Genomic DNA, 14821 nt, shown 5'->3' on the forward strand with positions numbered 1-14821 from the left:
CACACCAACTCCAATTATAGAATTAACACCAGAAGAGAGTTTATTAGTAGCAATTGAAAATCAGTTTTCAGAAATTAGCGTTTCTGTAAAGAATACCAAAGATAAAAATAAAGATCAAAATATTGTTTCTCAACTTATAAAACCTCTAGTTGCTAATTTCCGTACTGGCGATTTAACTCTAAAAATTAGTGATATGTGGTACAGTTTAGAAAAATCTCAACAAGATAAACTAGCTGCGGATATATTACAACGTTCCCAAGAGCTTAATTTCACACATTTAAAAATTGTTGATTCTCAAGAGAAAATGATCGCCCGTAGTCCGGTTGTTGGTAATGAAATGATAATTTTTCACAGGTAAAATTCGGGAGATTGATAACTTGTAAATATCCTTAATGTCAAATACAAATAGTATTATTGGTTAGGGCGGGCTAGAAGCCCACCCCACAATTAATTAGCGTCTACCACGATAAGGAACAGCATTGAGGTAGTCAATATCAAAGGAAGATAACTTTTGTGCGTAGTTACCTTTACCAGATACGGAAGCCGCCATAGCTGCGAATTTGCGAGGATCTCCTTCGGCCATGCGCTTTTCTTTCGCTTTGGCGGTGTAGAAGTTCTCCAAGGTAAAGCGCCAGTCGGTTTTGACTGTACCTGCTGTTTCTTGGAAGTCAGCACCGTAACGGGGTGTTACCAAATTAAAGGGACGGTCTACAAAACGCTTCCGTTGGTAAGGTACAGTATTTTCGCCAAAATTTTCGGTGTATTCGGCGCTGTCTAATAAAACATCAACAAAACCGCCAAAACCTTTGTTACAAATGACAATTGACCAAGCAATTTCTTCTTTTTTATTGTAAGCACAACGACCCAATAAACGTTTGAGGGTGATATCTACTAAACGGTAGTTGTTATTAACAGAAACGACTAAACGATAGAAAGCTTCAGATTTTGCTAAACCCCGAATAAAGTCACGCACTGACAAAGAACCGTTTTTAAGTTGAGATTCTAAAGTAACTTGACGGTTAAATTTGAGGATTTCATGTTCACTGAAAACTTGACGATAAGCGGCCCAAATAATGCTTGTTATGTCAGTGTAAGAACTAACATCTTCTAAGCGATAGATATAAGGTGTATCTTCATTTTGGTCAGCAGGTCCAAAACTGCTTACCCGGTGATTTTGGCTGCTTGGTTTGTATTCAAGTAATGGCAATGCCATATTGTTTTTTTCCTTTTATGATTAAGTTAAACAAAGATAATGAATTAGGGAATAGGGAATAGGGTGTCAATTCCCCGTATTATTCCCTATTTCTTCTTAATCTTATTTTCCCCTGAAACGGTTAGTAAATAGAACTCATTCCTAACCAATTGAGAATAAATAAGAAGACGATACCTGCGGTTATGACTAGTAATACAGCAGATAGCGCCCCCCAATCAACATTTTGCCCAGAGTTTGGGTAGACAAACCCACGCCATTGATTATACCGACCTCTTTGGACAATACCTGCCCGGTCTCGATAATCAGCACCATAGCGGGGCAGAAAGCTGATTGGTCGCTCTGTAGTCATGCGTTTGCGTTGATAGGGTACGGTAGAATCACCAAAAGCTTGTTCATACTCGCTACTATCAATTAAAACATCCACAAATTTTCCCCAACCCAGAGTAGCAATTTGAATTGACCAGGCAATTTTTTCTTGCTCATTGTAAGGAGAACGACCTAAGATCCTTTTCAGGAACATTTCTACCAAGCGATAGTTGTTATTTGGTGTCACAACTAGCTGATAAAATCGCTCTGATTTCACCAACCCGCGAATGAAGTCTTTAACCGTAATTGACCTATTTTTGAGTTGGGTTTCTAAGTTAATTTGGCGGTTAAATTTGAGAATTTCCTGTTCGTTGAAAATTTGGCGATAAGCAGCCCAAATTAGTTGTTGAATTTCGCCGGGAGAGTTAGCATCTTCAATGCGGTAGATATAAGGACTGTCTTCATTTGTATCTGCTGCGCCGAAACTACTAACTCTTTGGTTTTGAGTTGTAGGTTTGTATTCAAGTAAAGGAATTGCCATTTTAAAAAACCTGCCTTTTGGTAAAGTTGGCATCTCAAAATGTTGTTATACTTAGCAAAGTAACTAAAATTAAAATCCTTAAAAAAATGCAAACTTTTGAACTTTCTTGACCCAGATCACCCAGCTAGATAAAAAACTATTTAGCGCACGGGAAACCCAGCACTAGGACTAACGGAAACAGGAATACCAGTTGATGTTGTTTGTCTTGTGGTATTAGGGATTTGGATATTAGCAGTGCTAACTGGTGTGTAGGTCACTGTTTTAATCTTAATGGAATTTGCCATATCCAAAAAGTTTTTAATGTCACCCCATTTATAACGAGCATCTTCGAGTTGGTCGCGCCAATAATCGCTGTATCGTGGTGTTACCAAATTAAAGGGTCTATCTTTATAACGTCGTCTTTGATAGGGAACAATATTTTCACCAAAGTTACTTTGATATTCTTCAGAATCTAGCAAAGTATCAACAAAGCCACCCCAGCCTTTAGTAGCAATGACAATTGACCAAGCAATTTCTTCTTCTTTGTTGTATGGTGCGCGACCTAATAACCGTTTTAGTCCAATTTCTACTAATCTGTAATTAGAATTAGTCTGAATTACCAAACTTTGGAAAGCTTCAGATTTAGCTAAACCTCGGATAAAATCACGAACAGTAATTGCTTTGTTTTTGACTTGGGATTCTAAATTAACTTGACGGTAAAATTTGAGGATAACGTGTTCACTGAAAAGTTGCCGATAAGCCGCCCAAATTAATTCTTGTACTTCTTCACCAAAGGAACAGTCTTCGATACGGTAAATTGTAGGTGTATCTTCGTTAGGAACTTCATAACCAGAAACGCGCTGGTTTTGAGAACTGGGTTTGTATTCTAGTAAAGGTATTGTCATGTTTGTCAGTTGTTAGTGGTCAGTTGTCAGTTGTCAGTTTGCGAATTACTAATTTTTGGCGTTAGCGGGGATATACCGGTAAGGTAAGGAAACTGCTACAGGTTTAATAGTGGGTTGTGGTGTACCGATTTCGCGGGAAGTATCGGGTATTTCCAGGCTACTGACGAAAGATTGGGCTGTGGCTAAACTACGTTGGTAGTTGCGCTCGTTGGTAATAATTGACCCTGCCATAGCGAAGAAATTGGCCGGAATAGCCCGTCTGATATCCGCTGTAGTCAGTTGTCCTGATGTTCTGGCCTTGTAGAAAGAACGACCAGTTATACCGCGAATGTTTTGAGTATCACGCCAATAAGCATTGTAACGGGGATTAACCAAATTAAAAGGGCGATCGCCAAAACGACGACGTTGAAAAGGTACAATGTCATCACCAAAGTTGTCTAAATACTCACTAGAATCCAATAAAGCATCTATAAACCCATGTAATCCTTTGGTAGCAATGACAATTGACCAAGCGATTTCTTCGTCTTTATTGTAAGCAGCCCGGCCTAAGAACCGTTTTAAAGTAATGTCAACTAAACGATAATTAGAGTTTGTATCTGCTACTTGAGTGCGGTAAACTTCTGATTTGCCTAAACCCCGGATAAAATCTCGCAGGGTAATAGCCCGATTTCGCAGTTGTGATTCTAAGAAGTTTTGCCGATAACTTTCTAAAATCAGGTGTTCGCTGAAAATTTGCCGATATGCTGCCCAAATGATGCTATCAATATCTTGGTCTGAAGTGGCATAATTTAAGCGATACATCGTTGGTGTATCTTCGTTGGGGACTTCGTAGCCTTCTACTCGCTGATTTTGCGATTTAGGGGGATATGCTAGTAGTGGTATTGACATTTTTACTTTTACCTTGTTATATGGTATGTAAATTACTTTACTGGCTATAGGCCAACTGAACGCGAGCGCGAACTGCTTTTTCAGTATCGTTAGTCAGCATTGATGCAAATTTAGCAAAAATAGGCGATCTAACTGTAGCTACTTTCGCTAAAGCTTGTAACCCAACAACAGCAGCATAACGAATTGACCAGTCTGTATCTTCACAAATGCACAATAGTGTCTCTAATGCGCGATTTATAGCTATTTGACTGGCAACAATGTCTAGCTTATGCCATTGTAAGTTTCCTAGTCCCTTAGCGGCCGCACGGCGGACGCTAGGGGCAAAGTCAGTAAGTGTAGTAGCAATGAGAACATCTAAAGCGCGAGGATCAGCGATCGCCGCCAGAGTGCGAATTGAATAAGCCCGTGCGCCATAGTTATAATCATCAAGGTTTAGCAATTGTGGGACTGCTACCTCTCCCAACTCTGTTAATGCTGCTGCTGCCACTATCGCTGCTTCTGGATTGTTATAACCAAATACAGCGATTAAAGTGGGAATTGCTGATATATCTTTAATTGCCGCCAAATTTTTCACCGCTGTCACCAGTTGGTCAGGTGTTTCAGCTGCGGTAATAGCCCGAATTAGTTCATCCATTTTTTATCAGTGGTCAGTGGTCAATAGTCAGTAGTTTTGCAACTGATAATTGACAACTGACTACTGACTATAAGAGTGAGTCCATCAAATTCATAACTCGGGTAGCTGGTTCAGATATACCAAAAGTATCAGACTGTTCTGGCAGTTGATACTCTAATAATCCTTTCAAAGCAATCAATTTAAAGCTATTTTCCACTTGTGCTTGAGCAATAGCCTCTGCTGCTGCTAAATACCCAATTGCCCCCAGGTCTCCCAAAACAACGCGACGCATTTTCAAATCACCCGTCACCAAAGTTTTCACTAATAACTCACCATAGATGGGGTCTTGTGTCAGTTGGTACATGGCTCTGGCTGCGGAGCATTGTAATCGGGGAACTGGATGCTGAAGAAAAGGCTGGACAAGAGAAATAGCCTCAGTTGCACCCATAGCTCCCAAGGCCTCTAATATTGCCGTATAGGGTTGGGTAAGATGAGGTAAACCAGGTACTTGTACTGCTTGGTCAACACCCCCATCTAGTAGTTTTATCAATGCTGGTAATGCTGTTTTATCCTTGAGCATGGCCAAAGATTGGGCTGCGGCTTCGCGGACATAAAAATCAGCACATTCCAAGCACTTAATTAAACCTGGTACAGCTTTCAAGTTGCCCAATTTACCAAGCGCTCTAGCGGCATTGCGCCGTAAGGGATAACCTCCCAGTTCTGTTCTGTCGGCTTCATCCTCTAACGCGCTGATAAGTGCGTCTATGGCTTGTGGCTGACTGATTCGGAACTTACCCAACCACCAAGCAGCATAATAGCGGAGACTTAGATCTGATGATTGCAGGTTAGCAATAGCTATTTCCGGTGTGAGATTTGGTGCATTTTCCGCAGGATATGCTTCTCCACTAGGTTCTATCATTGCCAGGGCTTGATGCTTATTCCGCCACTGTCAAAGTTTCAATTTTGACGATTTTGCCACCTAGACGGCTAATCCGCTGCATTTCTTCATTCATGCGGCTGTAGGGTACGGTAATAAATACGCTACCACTGCGGCGAATGTCGAATTTGTTCTTGTCGCTTTCTTGGTTTTGCTTTAAGCCCACAACTTCGTAACGAAATACGCGGCTGGCAGATGAAGAAACGCTACTAGCACCAAGTGTAGTTTGACCGAACATTACTTCTATATCTCCTATGTGAGTTTTGTCCGTGAGCAGCGCTTAGGTTGATGTTATGCTGGCAATTTTGCCGCCAACTCTATGAATTTGCTGCATTTTCTCTAAAAGGCGCTCGTAAGGCACAATAAATACTGTACTGCTACGGCGGACTTTCGGGTATCCTGGATTGCGAATACCTGTAACTTCAATCCGGTAAGTGCGATTGGATTCTCCAACGGCATTACCTAGATTTTGCTTAGGAGCGTCATCTACAGATACGCGGAAACCCCAGTTATTGTTACTACCAGATGGTCCAACAACTGAGGAGGTTTTATTACTAGCTAATTCCCGCGCCAAACGGGATTTAGAACCTTCAACCTGAGCGGTATCGCTGTTAGCATAACCTCTGTATAAACGGAACATCCGCGTAAACCCGGCTGCATTTTGTCCCGTTTGAAAATCGAAGCCCCGATAATAGGGAACAACATTTTCCCCAAAGCTATTTTGATACTCTTGGGAATCAATGTAGGAGTCAATTTCCGCGTCGTAACCTTGGTTAATATATAAGTCTAAGTGGTAAGTCACTTCTGACTCATTGTATGGTGCGCGACCCAACAAATGTTTATAGTTGAGTTCTATTAACCGAGTTTGGAAACTGTTGTAGAAGAATTTAGATTTGTAGAGTTCTGATTTAGCGACGCTGCGGACAAATTCTTTCACGCTTAAATTGCCGTCACGTAGGAGTGATTCTGCACTAATTAAGCGATCTGATGCCAGTATATAGTCATTTCCTAAGACTTGACGATAAACGGCACGAATTACAGCTTCTACTTCTTCCCGGCTGGCGCTGGGGCGCAGTTCAACTTTGGGCGCGTCGCTGAAAGGCTCTGTTCCTAGTCTGGAGGCTGCTGTTGTAATTGCCATGTTTTTCCCCTTTATTGTGCCGAATTTTGGCGGAATAAAGCTTGGTTAGTGGTCAGTGGTTAGTGGTCAGTGGTCAGTGGTCAGTAGGATTTACCTTTTACCTCTTGCCTCTTCCCTCTTGACCTATTTTATTTGTACATAAAACTATGCCCGGAGCTAGATCCAATTGCTAGGTGAACCAGGATGATCTTGGAGGTCTTAACGCCACTTAATTTACAGTTGGATATTTTCCAACTAACGCAGTGACTCCAGGAGCAATAACTGGCGAACCCCTTGAGGGGTAACTTCATCTAATAATTGTATCCCTCTCCGGGCATGACGCTATCTAGCTAAGAGCGTTGATGGCGTAGTCAATGTAGGTATTAGCTTCGTTAGCAGCTTGACCGCTCAAACCATGATTAGCTTTGATGGATTTTAAAGCTTCTACGTACCAGCTAGGAGACAAATCAAACGCGCCGTTGATTTCAGACAAACCAGCAATCAAAAACTCATCCAAAGGACCTGTACCACCAGCAACTAGGCTATAGGTGATGATGCGTAGGTAGTGGCCAACGTCACGAGCGCATTTAGCTTTACCACGAGCATCAGATGCGAATTGAGCGCCTGGGGTAGAGGTGGTATAAGGGAATTTGCTGTAAACAGCGCTGGTAGCACCGTCAATCAATTTTTGAGCATTAGCGGTTAAACCACGAGCAGCTTCCATGCTGGCAGCAGCGCGAACGAAACGACCGTTAACAGCTTGTAATTCGGTGTTGCTTAAAAAGCGTCCTTGGGTATCAGCAGATGCAATTGCTTCGGTAATTGGTGTTTTCATTGGTGAAAATCTCCTAGATTGTTTCTTGCTTGTTTTGTATGGCTACGCCATGCAGGTTATGAAAAAAGCTCAATTTAGACGGGAGCTAATTTGTAATTTTTAGGCAACAGCAGCCGCAGCACGATCAAAGTAGCTTGCAACTTCAGAAACCAAAGAACTACAATCACCTTTGGTGATCCCGTTAGGATCGTTGATTTTAGCGATCGCTGCTTCTTTCATTTTGCCAACGCCAACTGCTACAGAAGCACCAGGAGTACCCAAAGCTTGGTAGGTTTCCCGTAAGCCATTTAAGCAACGGTCATCTAGAACACTAGCATCACCCGCTAATGCTGCATAGGTTACATAGCGCAAGATAATTTCCATGTCGCGCAAACAAGCAGCCATCCGACGGTTGGTGTAAGCGTTTCCACCAGGAGCGATCAATTGAGGCTGTTCTTCAAACAAAGCACGAGCAGCATCGGTAACGATGTCTTTAGCGTTGCTGGTGATGCGGTTAACAGTGTCTAAACGCTTGCTACCAGCAGCTACTACTGCGGTCAAAGCATCTAGTTGTTCGGTGCTGAGGAATTCGCCACGAGCGTCAGCTTGGGAAACAACCTTGGAAAATACATCTAATGTCATGGACTCTAATCTCCTAAATTACTTAGTTGAGAGATCTCTAAATTAAAACTAATTCGGATTGGTTGGCAACGAAGTCAAATCAAAGCGGTTCTCAATTTGTCTTCTCTCCTTTCTAGTTTACAGTTTACAAACCAGAAATTATGAGAGTCAAGGGTAAATTTATGAGAAACTGGCAAATTCAGTGAATCACCTGCTTTATTTAACTTTCTTCTGTTGTTTAACCCCTACAGCTTATGTTTATACAATGCCATAGAACCTTTATTTATTACAAATTATGAATAAATAAGATGTTCCCCTAAGAAAAGCCTCAAATCCTTTACATACAAGGTATTCAACTAAGAATTTCTAGATATTTTTGTTACATAACTTTACATTTTCTGCAAAAAATCGCAATATTAACCAGTTTAAGCTTGTTTAAATATTCCTGAAAACCCTTGTAATTAAAAGAATATAAGGGTTTTATCCCATTTATAGGTTTCCTAAATTTTGTTAAGGAGTGTTAAATTTACATTTCTAAATATTTTAAAAACTTTCTATTTTTTTCCCCCCTGGGGGGATATGAATGAAAAAAAAGTTATATTCACAAATTGAGAGTAAATCGTTATTTACTCATAAATTCTTAACAAACTCCACTACGGCGACGCAATACTTCTAGTAAAGTGGTAAAACTGCGGGGAAGGGGTGCTGTTACTTGAAGCAACTTTCCAGAAACGGGATGTTGTAACTGGAGTTTCCAAGCGTGTAGGGCTTGTCCTGGCAAATTTACGCCGATAGAATGAGCAGAACTATAAAGAGGGTCACCAACGATAGGATGACCAATTTTGGCACTGTGGACGCGAATTTGATGGGTACGTCCTGTTTCTAGTTGAAAGTGGATCAATGTGTAGTTAGCAAGACGCTCTTGTACTCGCCAGTGAGTTATTGCAGCCCGTCCACCATCCTCTATAGAAACAATGCCCATTTTTTTGCGGTCTTGGGGATTGCGACCAATGGGTAAGTCTATGCTTCCGGTTTCCGTTTTGGGAACACCGTAAACTAAACCTAAATATTCTCGTCTGGCGGTTTTTGCTTGTAATTGTGCTTGTAAATGCTGATAAGCTAAATCTGTTTTAGCAATAACGATCGCTCCAGTAGTATCTTTATCCAAGCGGTGAACTATTCCAGGACGTTGAATACCGCCAATACCGGGTAAATTAGGACAATGGGCCAATATAGCATTAACTAGAGTTCCGTCAGGATGACCGGGTGCGGGGTGAACAACCAAACCAGCGGGTTTATTGAGAATAATTAACTCCTCATCTTCATAGAGGATATCTAGAGGAATATCCGCTGCTAAGAGTTGTAAAGGTTCAATGGCGGGAATTTCTAGAGAAATGCGATCGCCTATTTTGAGATTAACCTTTTTAGATGTGCAAATTTGATCATTGACTTGGACATGACCCTGTTCTATGAGTTGCTGAATGCGAGAACGGGACAAATCTGATAAATTCTGGGATAAATAGCGGTCTAAGCGATCGCTATTTTCTGGAACTTGGATATTAATTGTAGACACGATTGGGTATTGAGTAATTTAAGCAACATTGAGATCAAAAATTAGAGTCCTGTCGGTAGAAAATCACCACTTCATTTTTTTATCTTCATCTTATGTTTAACATACTTTTTTATTTCTCTAAAAAATATGGAGTAATCTAAAGGGAAGAATTCAAGAATCAGGATTCGGAATGTTGATAAAATACAGTGAGTAACTAATAATGAAAAACAACTTTAATCAACCATCCCAGAAAATGAACGCTACTCCCATTAGTAGATATAGATTTTTCCAAAAACTGCAACCAATCAACATATTAAAGAAGATTACTAATAGTTCGTACACTGGTTGTTTGCAAGTATTTAGCGAATCTGGTGCTTGGTCAATATATATGGATCAGGGTAAACTAATTTACGCTGGTTATTCTGAAGAAATGTTTGAACCTCTTTACCGAAACTTACAGAGATTAAGTCAGCAAATCTCAACTCTTCCCAGGGGAATTAATGAACAAGTGCGGATGATTTTTGAAAAAGATATTGAGAAACATTCAATACCAAATCCAGATTACTTAGCTATTTGTTGGTTAGTTAATCAAAAATATATTAGTCATTTTCAAGCGGCTTTACTAATTGAGGAGTTAGCGCTAGAAGTTTTACAATCCTTGTTGAATTTAAAATATGGCAGTTATGAATTTGTTCCTAATACTTTTTTAGACAATCTGCCTAAATTTTGCCATTTAAATTTAAAAGCCTTAGTAGAACCATCTCAACCAGCAGCAAAAGTTGATGTTAAAGATGTTAAAGAAAATCTGAATTTTGAGTGTTATTCTCAGTTAGAAGTACCCAAAACATCCCAAGAAAAATTACCCAAAAGTAATTCTGATCACTTGAATAATCAGAGAAATACAAATCAGTCAAATAACTCCTTTATCAGAGAGAAGCAGAAATGCAGTATTTTTTCCATAGATGATAATCAGAAAATTTTAAATACTGTGTCAGAATTTTTAGATGAACAAATATTCAATGTGATCAAATTTACGGATTCTTCCCAAGCTTTAATGGAAATTCTGCGAGTACGGCCAGATATCATTTTACTAAATATAGAAATGCCTAATTTAAATGGCTATGAAATCTGTTCTTTATTACGAAAACACACACATTATCAAGATACTCCTATAATTTTAATGACGGAAAGGATGGGATTAAGGGATAGAGCAAGAGCCAAATTTGTCAAAGCTAATGGTTATTTAGAAAAGCCTTTTTCTCAAGAGGATTTACTGAAAATCATTTTTGAACATATTGTGTGAAAATTCACAATTCAGGTTAATAAACCTCATCATGGCTGCCAATATCTATTAATAAAATAACCATTTCTTTTGATTCTAGATTTTCTTTTTGGTGTTTCTGGCGCTGGTTTACTGCTTGGGGATGTGGTATGATTAAGGGTATCCGTAGCTGGCCAGACTATTACTTCCACATTTCTGGGGGGTAAATTCACGGTTTCGGTAATCAGCAAGTTACCAGATTCATCAATTTTTCCTTGGAGTTTGTATGCTTGCATGATATTTTTGGCTCTTCTAGACTAGATATGAAAACTTAATACAAATAGTTGCTTAAATTCATGATTTAACAAGAGATTTAATAAAACCAAAATCAGTTTTATTAAATCTGATTTTTTATATTTATGGATTCGTTGTATATCAATGGTTTTAAGCATTATTTTTTATGAAATTATCATAACCACTCTAGGAGAGCCATATTTTTTATGATAATCTGTTTTTATATGATATCACGTTGAGCAAAATTCAATCTCTAAATTTGGGTTTAAATTATGATAACTACACTCATTGAACGAGAAGCAGAACCAATTTTAATTAGTGACTTAACCTGGAGAGAATTTAAAGCTGTTGAACAGCTAATTGATCGCCCAGGGTTAAGGTTATCTTTTTTAGATGGAGTGTTAGAGATTCGGAAAAACCCAGGTAAAAAATATCAAATTATCAAAGAACGTATTGCTTCTTTACTAGAAATTTATTTAGAATTTTTGGAATTAGATTTTACTCCTACTGGTTCTGTTACCTTGGAAAATGAATTTGAAAAGGTTAAAAAGGAAGGTGATGAATCTTATGAATTGGGAGCAAATAGAAAACATCCTGATTTAGTAATTGAGGTGGTTATTAGTAGTGGAGGAATTAATAAACTGGAAGCATACAAACGGTTACAAATTCCTGAAGTTTGGTTTTGGATGAATGATGAATTATTGTTTTATAGTTTAGGAAATGATGGCTATGAAGCTGTGGTCAGTGATGATCGTGATATTCTGAAGTTAGTTCAAGATTTATTAGACAAAATCAGCGAACAACCTGGTGGAAAAGAGATTATCAAACAGACTCAAACAAATACAGTAACAAATGTAAACGTTCAGGGAAACTTTGAATTTAAGCCAGTTCAGGAAGGCAAAAAGCATTAATACCTATTTTTTCGCTCAATCTCCCTCTCATAGCAGGGGGTTTTCATTCTCCGAGGTAAAAAAGAAAAGAATAGTGATCTTTTCTTGATAAAATTACAAAAAGATCACTATTTTCTGTCTTTTAAAATATGTTATTATCTTAGTCGCCAAAAATAGGGTATGCCACAGTTATGAAACAGAAACAAGATAACCAGATTAGTAACAGTACCATTGAAGGTGATCTTTACTTCAGTCCAACTCAGAATATCTATAATGGACCTGAAGACCCTCTTTCTAAAAAATCTGAAGCGGAGAAGGCAGTGTATTATAATAAGTTAGGTAATGACAAAATTGGCATGAATGATAATGAGGCGATAGAATGTTTTGTCAAATCAATGAATTATGATAATTTTCTGCCAGGTCCATATATTGGTTTGGGAACAATCGCGTATCGTCAAAAGAAGCTTAATACAGCACTAGAAAATTTTAGAAAAGCTGAATCACTCTACGAAAACTTTCCTATTCTAGCAGATCAACGCCAAAAGGTAAAGGAAATGATTAAGCATATCTTAGACAAGCAAAAAAAACCGTGGTTCATGCGGTTATTTTGAGGTATAGCCATTCCAAATTCATTAGTGCGATCGCTCAAAATCCATTTTCTTGTGTTTCCTTAACTGGGATTAATTGCGATGCCTTTGGCGATTGCTAGGTTAAAATGAGAGAGCGATTCCTAGGTCGCGCTTCGCTATCTCATCCTTTCACCAACCCTCAGACGAGGAGATTCTCAAATGCCATTGGTTGAACTCATGTCACAAATCCAGACACTGCCCAAAATTGATAAGCTTCGGCTGATGCAGTTTCTCGCCACAGAACTGGTAAAAGAAGAAGATGCAAACTTCTTTGTTGCAAATCAAGAGTATCCAGTCTGGTCGCCTTACAATTGCTCTGAGGCTGCCAACATTTTGATGAATCTTTTGGCTACAAAGGAACAAGAAAAGAATGGTTGATGCTCAAAGATTTCCCTACAAGATTATTGACAGTAGCCTGGGTATGGTTGATAGAATACCCCATCTGCCTTTGACCCTTGGTTATAACGGTCATTCCTTGAAGGTTGAAGGCTTATTAGACACAGGCGCAAGTGTGAATGTTTTGCCCTACGAAATAGGAACGCAACTAGGTTTTATCTGGGAGAATGAGACACTTTCGGTTATATTAGCAGGAAATTTAGCACAATTTGAAGCTCGCGCAGTCGTTGTTGATGCTCAAGTCGGTTCATTCCCAACTATTAACCTGGCATTTGCCTGGACACAAGCAACTAATGTACCTTTGATCTTGGGACAGGCTAATTTCTTCTTTGAGTTTGATGTCTGCTTCTTCCGTGCGCGTTCTGAGTTGGAAATTCGCCCCAAGCGGGTTGGCTAAAACTGGAGATTCATTGCGATGCCTACGGTGAGTGAAGCTATTGCTAGTTGTGGTTTAAGTGCGATTACTAGGTCGCGCTTCGCTATCAGTCAAATAGCTACCATCTAATGGCGTTTCAATGTCAAAGTTAGTGATAATATAGAAAAGAAAAACTCTTTAAATGTAAAATCTTGTATGAATACTCGGCTAGAAGTTGAATCAGTAATCAAACAATTGCCAGAAAGTGAAGTTCGTGATCTGGCAAAATGGCTTCAAGAATATCTTGATGAGATGTGGGATCGTCAAATTGAGGCAGATTTAGCATCAGGGAAATTAGATCGCCTCATTGCTCAGGCAGAAAAAGATATTGCAGCCAACAACGTGAGGGATCTTGATGAAATCCTTGGCGACGACTGAGTTTTGGAAAGCGTATGCTAATTTGTCACCTGAGATGCAAGAGCAAGCGCGGAAGGCTTATCAGCTTTGGCAGGAAAACTCACTTCATCCCTCTTTGCACTTCAAAAAAGTCGGTAGAAATCTTTGGTCTGCCCGTGTTAGTAGTGGATATCGAGCGTTAGCCTTAAAAAAGGGTGACGATTATTATTGGATTTGGATCGGTAATCATGATGAATATGAAAGTTTTTTAAATTAGCTCGTTGTCACAAGCGATAGCGTTGCGCGACCTAGGAATCGCATAATAATTTATATAGTGCGATCGCTAATATTGGGTTAATGCGATCATGAGAGAGCAAGCAATGATGAATTTTCATCTTCATAAAATAATTTGATTGTGCTGAACTCCCGACGCAGTAAATTTTCAACTTGTAAAGTAGAACAGTTTCCCAGTCTCAGCCAGATGACTTTTGGAGGAGTCCCCAACACTAAACTCAGATCGTGCATATCAGCATCTTTCGAGACAATCATCAAATCATTATCTTTTGCATAATTCCAAACTATCGGGTCTATTGTTGCTTTCATCCCTACATCCCGAACATGAAGGGAGTCTGGAAAAATATCGCTCAAACGGATGGATAATTTAGGGGATAAGTTTTCATCAAATAGTAATTTCATGCTGATAAAGTTGAAATCATTAGCCGACGTTCACGGTCAGCCGCATACGCAATACAAGCTTTTAAATCTTCTCGCGTTAGGTCGGGAAAATCATCAAGAATTTCTGCTTCAGTCATCTCGGAAGCTAGGTATTCAAGCACCTCATAAACTGTGATTCGCAAGCCACGTACACAAGGCTTACCACCGCGTTTATTGGGTTCGATTGTAATATAATCTCTGTAATTCATAAGTAGCAAGTGCATTTCTATTTTAGCGATTTTCTGAAAAAACTTGTAGTACAATATAAGCTAAATTATAGCACTATGTCCACATCGTCTTGCTTTGCAAATGACAGAATCCAGTACCTATTGATATTAGGACTTACGCAAGATTCATGGAATAACGAACCACTCCAGGCACAGAGGTCACGGAGAAA

At 39.3% G+C, this 14821-nt stretch carries 21 protein-coding genes and 1 pseudogene; 8 read left to right on the plus strand and 14 right to left on the minus strand.

Annotated elements, in window-relative coordinates:
* Positions 1-358: pseudogene (locus tag ACIR131C_RS26695) on the plus strand (hypothetical protein); the annotation flags it as partial.
* Positions 359-451: 93 nt separating this feature from the next.
* Here the strand turns inward: ACIR131C_RS26695 and ACIR131C_RS0107220 are convergent.
* The 11 genes from ACIR131C_RS0107220 to ACIR131C_RS0107270 all read right to left on the minus strand — a co-directional run bounded on the left by ACIR131C_RS0107220 (position 452) and on the right by ACIR131C_RS0107270 (position 9510).
* On the minus strand, positions 452-1213 hold the full coding sequence (locus tag ACIR131C_RS0107220) for a phycobilisome rod-core linker polypeptide (protein WP_028084579.1): 762 nt from the start codon (positions 1211-1213) through the stop codon (positions 452-454).
* A gap of 121 nt (positions 1214-1334) precedes the next feature.
* A complete protein-coding gene (locus tag ACIR131C_RS0107225) occupies positions 1335-2060 on the minus strand; it encodes a phycobilisome rod-core linker polypeptide (protein ID WP_028089657.1) in 726 nt (241 codons plus the stop codon).
* A 140-nt stretch (positions 2061-2200) separates the two neighbouring features.
* The gene (locus ACIR131C_RS0107230) at positions 2201-2944 is read right to left on the minus strand and encodes a phycobilisome rod-core linker polypeptide (RefSeq protein WP_028089658.1); all 744 of its coding nucleotides are present in this window, start codon (positions 2942-2944) and stop codon (positions 2201-2203) included.
* 48 nt (positions 2945-2992) lie between these two features.
* Entirely contained in the window at positions 2993-3832 is an 840-nt protein-coding gene (locus tag ACIR131C_RS0107235; protein ID WP_028089659.1) for a phycobilisome rod-core linker polypeptide, read from the minus strand.
* A 37-nt stretch (positions 3833-3869) separates the two neighbouring features.
* A complete protein-coding gene (locus tag ACIR131C_RS0107240; RefSeq protein ID WP_028089660.1) occupies positions 3870-4466 on the minus strand; it encodes a HEAT repeat domain-containing protein in 597 nt (198 codons plus the stop codon).
* A 67-nt stretch (positions 4467-4533) separates the two neighbouring features.
* Positions 4534-5364, minus strand: coding sequence for a HEAT repeat domain-containing protein (locus ACIR131C_RS0107245; RefSeq protein ID WP_028089661.1), 831 nt, complete (start codon positions 5362-5364; stop codon positions 4534-4536).
* 16 nt (positions 5365-5380) lie between these two features.
* Positions 5381-5620, minus strand: a complete 240-nt coding sequence (locus ACIR131C_RS0107250) for a phycobilisome linker polypeptide (RefSeq protein ID WP_028089662.1) — start codon at positions 5618-5620, stop codon at positions 5381-5383.
* Positions 5621-5662: 42 nt separating this feature from the next.
* Positions 5663-6523, minus strand: a complete 861-nt coding sequence (locus tag ACIR131C_RS0107255) for a phycobilisome linker polypeptide (RefSeq protein ID WP_028089663.1) — start codon at positions 6521-6523, stop codon at positions 5663-5665.
* Between the two features lie 325 nt (positions 6524-6848).
* On the minus strand, positions 6849-7337 hold the full coding sequence (gene cpcA / locus ACIR131C_RS0107260) for a phycocyanin subunit alpha (protein WP_028084587.1): 489 nt from the start codon (positions 7335-7337) through the stop codon (positions 6849-6851).
* 99 nt (positions 7338-7436) lie between these two features.
* The gene (locus tag ACIR131C_RS0107265; RefSeq protein WP_028089664.1) at positions 7437-7958 is read right to left on the minus strand and encodes a phycocyanin subunit beta; all 522 of its coding nucleotides are present in this window, start codon (positions 7956-7958) and stop codon (positions 7437-7439) included.
* A gap of 619 nt (positions 7959-8577) precedes the next feature.
* Positions 8578-9510 (minus strand): RluA family pseudouridine synthase, encoded by a 933-nt coding sequence (locus ACIR131C_RS0107270; protein WP_028089665.1) that lies wholly within the window; start codon positions 9508-9510, stop codon positions 8578-8580.
* A gap of 232 nt (positions 9511-9742) precedes the next feature.
* Between ACIR131C_RS0107270 and ACIR131C_RS0107275 the strand changes: the two genes are divergently transcribed.
* Positions 9743-10792, plus strand: coding sequence for a response regulator (locus ACIR131C_RS0107275; protein WP_028084590.1), 1050 nt, complete (start codon positions 9743-9745; stop codon positions 10790-10792).
* A gap of 29 nt (positions 10793-10821) precedes the next feature.
* Here ACIR131C_RS0107275 and ACIR131C_RS22170 read toward each other — a convergent pair whose 3' ends face one another.
* Complete coding sequence (locus ACIR131C_RS22170) at positions 10822-11046, minus strand: hypothetical protein (RefSeq protein WP_051347509.1); 225 nt, start codon at positions 11044-11046, stop codon at positions 10822-10824.
* A 270-nt stretch (positions 11047-11316) separates the two neighbouring features.
* Between ACIR131C_RS22170 and ACIR131C_RS22175 the strand changes: the two genes are divergently transcribed.
* From ACIR131C_RS22175 to ACIR131C_RS0107310, 6 genes are all read left to right on the plus strand, one after another.
* On the plus strand, positions 11317-11955 hold the full coding sequence (locus ACIR131C_RS22175) for a Uma2 family endonuclease (RefSeq protein ID WP_231395415.1): 639 nt from the start codon (positions 11317-11319) through the stop codon (positions 11953-11955).
* A gap of 170 nt (positions 11956-12125) precedes the next feature.
* Complete coding sequence (locus ACIR131C_RS0107290; protein ID WP_028089666.1) at positions 12126-12545, plus strand: tetratricopeptide repeat protein; 420 nt, start codon at positions 12126-12128, stop codon at positions 12543-12545.
* Positions 12546-12722: 177 nt separating this feature from the next.
* Entirely contained in the window at positions 12723-12941 is a 219-nt protein-coding gene (locus ACIR131C_RS0107295) for a hypothetical protein (RefSeq protein WP_028089667.1), read from the plus strand.
* Complete coding sequence (locus ACIR131C_RS0107300) at positions 12934-13356, plus strand: aspartyl protease family protein (RefSeq protein ID WP_028089668.1); 423 nt, start codon at positions 12934-12936, stop codon at positions 13354-13356. Before ACIR131C_RS0107295 ends, ACIR131C_RS0107300 begins: the two co-directional genes overlap by 8 nt.
* A 174-nt stretch (positions 13357-13530) precedes the next feature.
* The gene (locus ACIR131C_RS0107305; protein ID WP_028083748.1) at positions 13531-13752 is read left to right on the plus strand and encodes a hypothetical protein; all 222 of its coding nucleotides are present in this window, start codon (positions 13531-13533) and stop codon (positions 13750-13752) included.
* Positions 13753-13786: 34 nt separating this feature from the next.
* Positions 13787-13987 carry a ParE family toxin-like protein gene (locus ACIR131C_RS0107310; RefSeq protein ID WP_231387462.1) on the plus strand — a complete coding sequence of 67 codons (201 nt, stop codon included), beginning with the start codon at positions 13787-13789 and terminating at the stop codon, positions 13985-13987.
* Between the two features lie 86 nt (positions 13988-14073).
* On the opposite strand, the gene ACIR131C_RS0107315 is transcribed toward ACIR131C_RS0107310, so the two are convergent.
* Both ACIR131C_RS0107315 and ACIR131C_RS0107320 read right to left on the minus strand, forming a co-directional pair.
* A complete protein-coding gene (locus ACIR131C_RS0107315) occupies positions 14074-14406 on the minus strand; it encodes a DUF5615 family PIN-like protein (protein WP_028083746.1) in 333 nt (110 codons plus the stop codon).
* Positions 14403-14633: a DUF433 domain-containing protein gene (locus ACIR131C_RS0107320; protein WP_027402180.1), complete on the minus strand. Its 231-nt coding sequence runs from the start codon at positions 14631-14633 to the stop codon at positions 14403-14405. Before ACIR131C_RS0107320 ends, ACIR131C_RS0107315 begins: the two co-directional genes overlap by 4 nt.
* Positions 14634-14821: the final 188 nt, after the last annotated feature.

This window comes from Dolichospermum circinale AWQC131C (genome assembly GCF_000426905.1).
Lineage (GTDB): Bacteria > Cyanobacteriota > Cyanobacteriia > Cyanobacteriales > Nostocaceae > Dolichospermum > Dolichospermum circinale.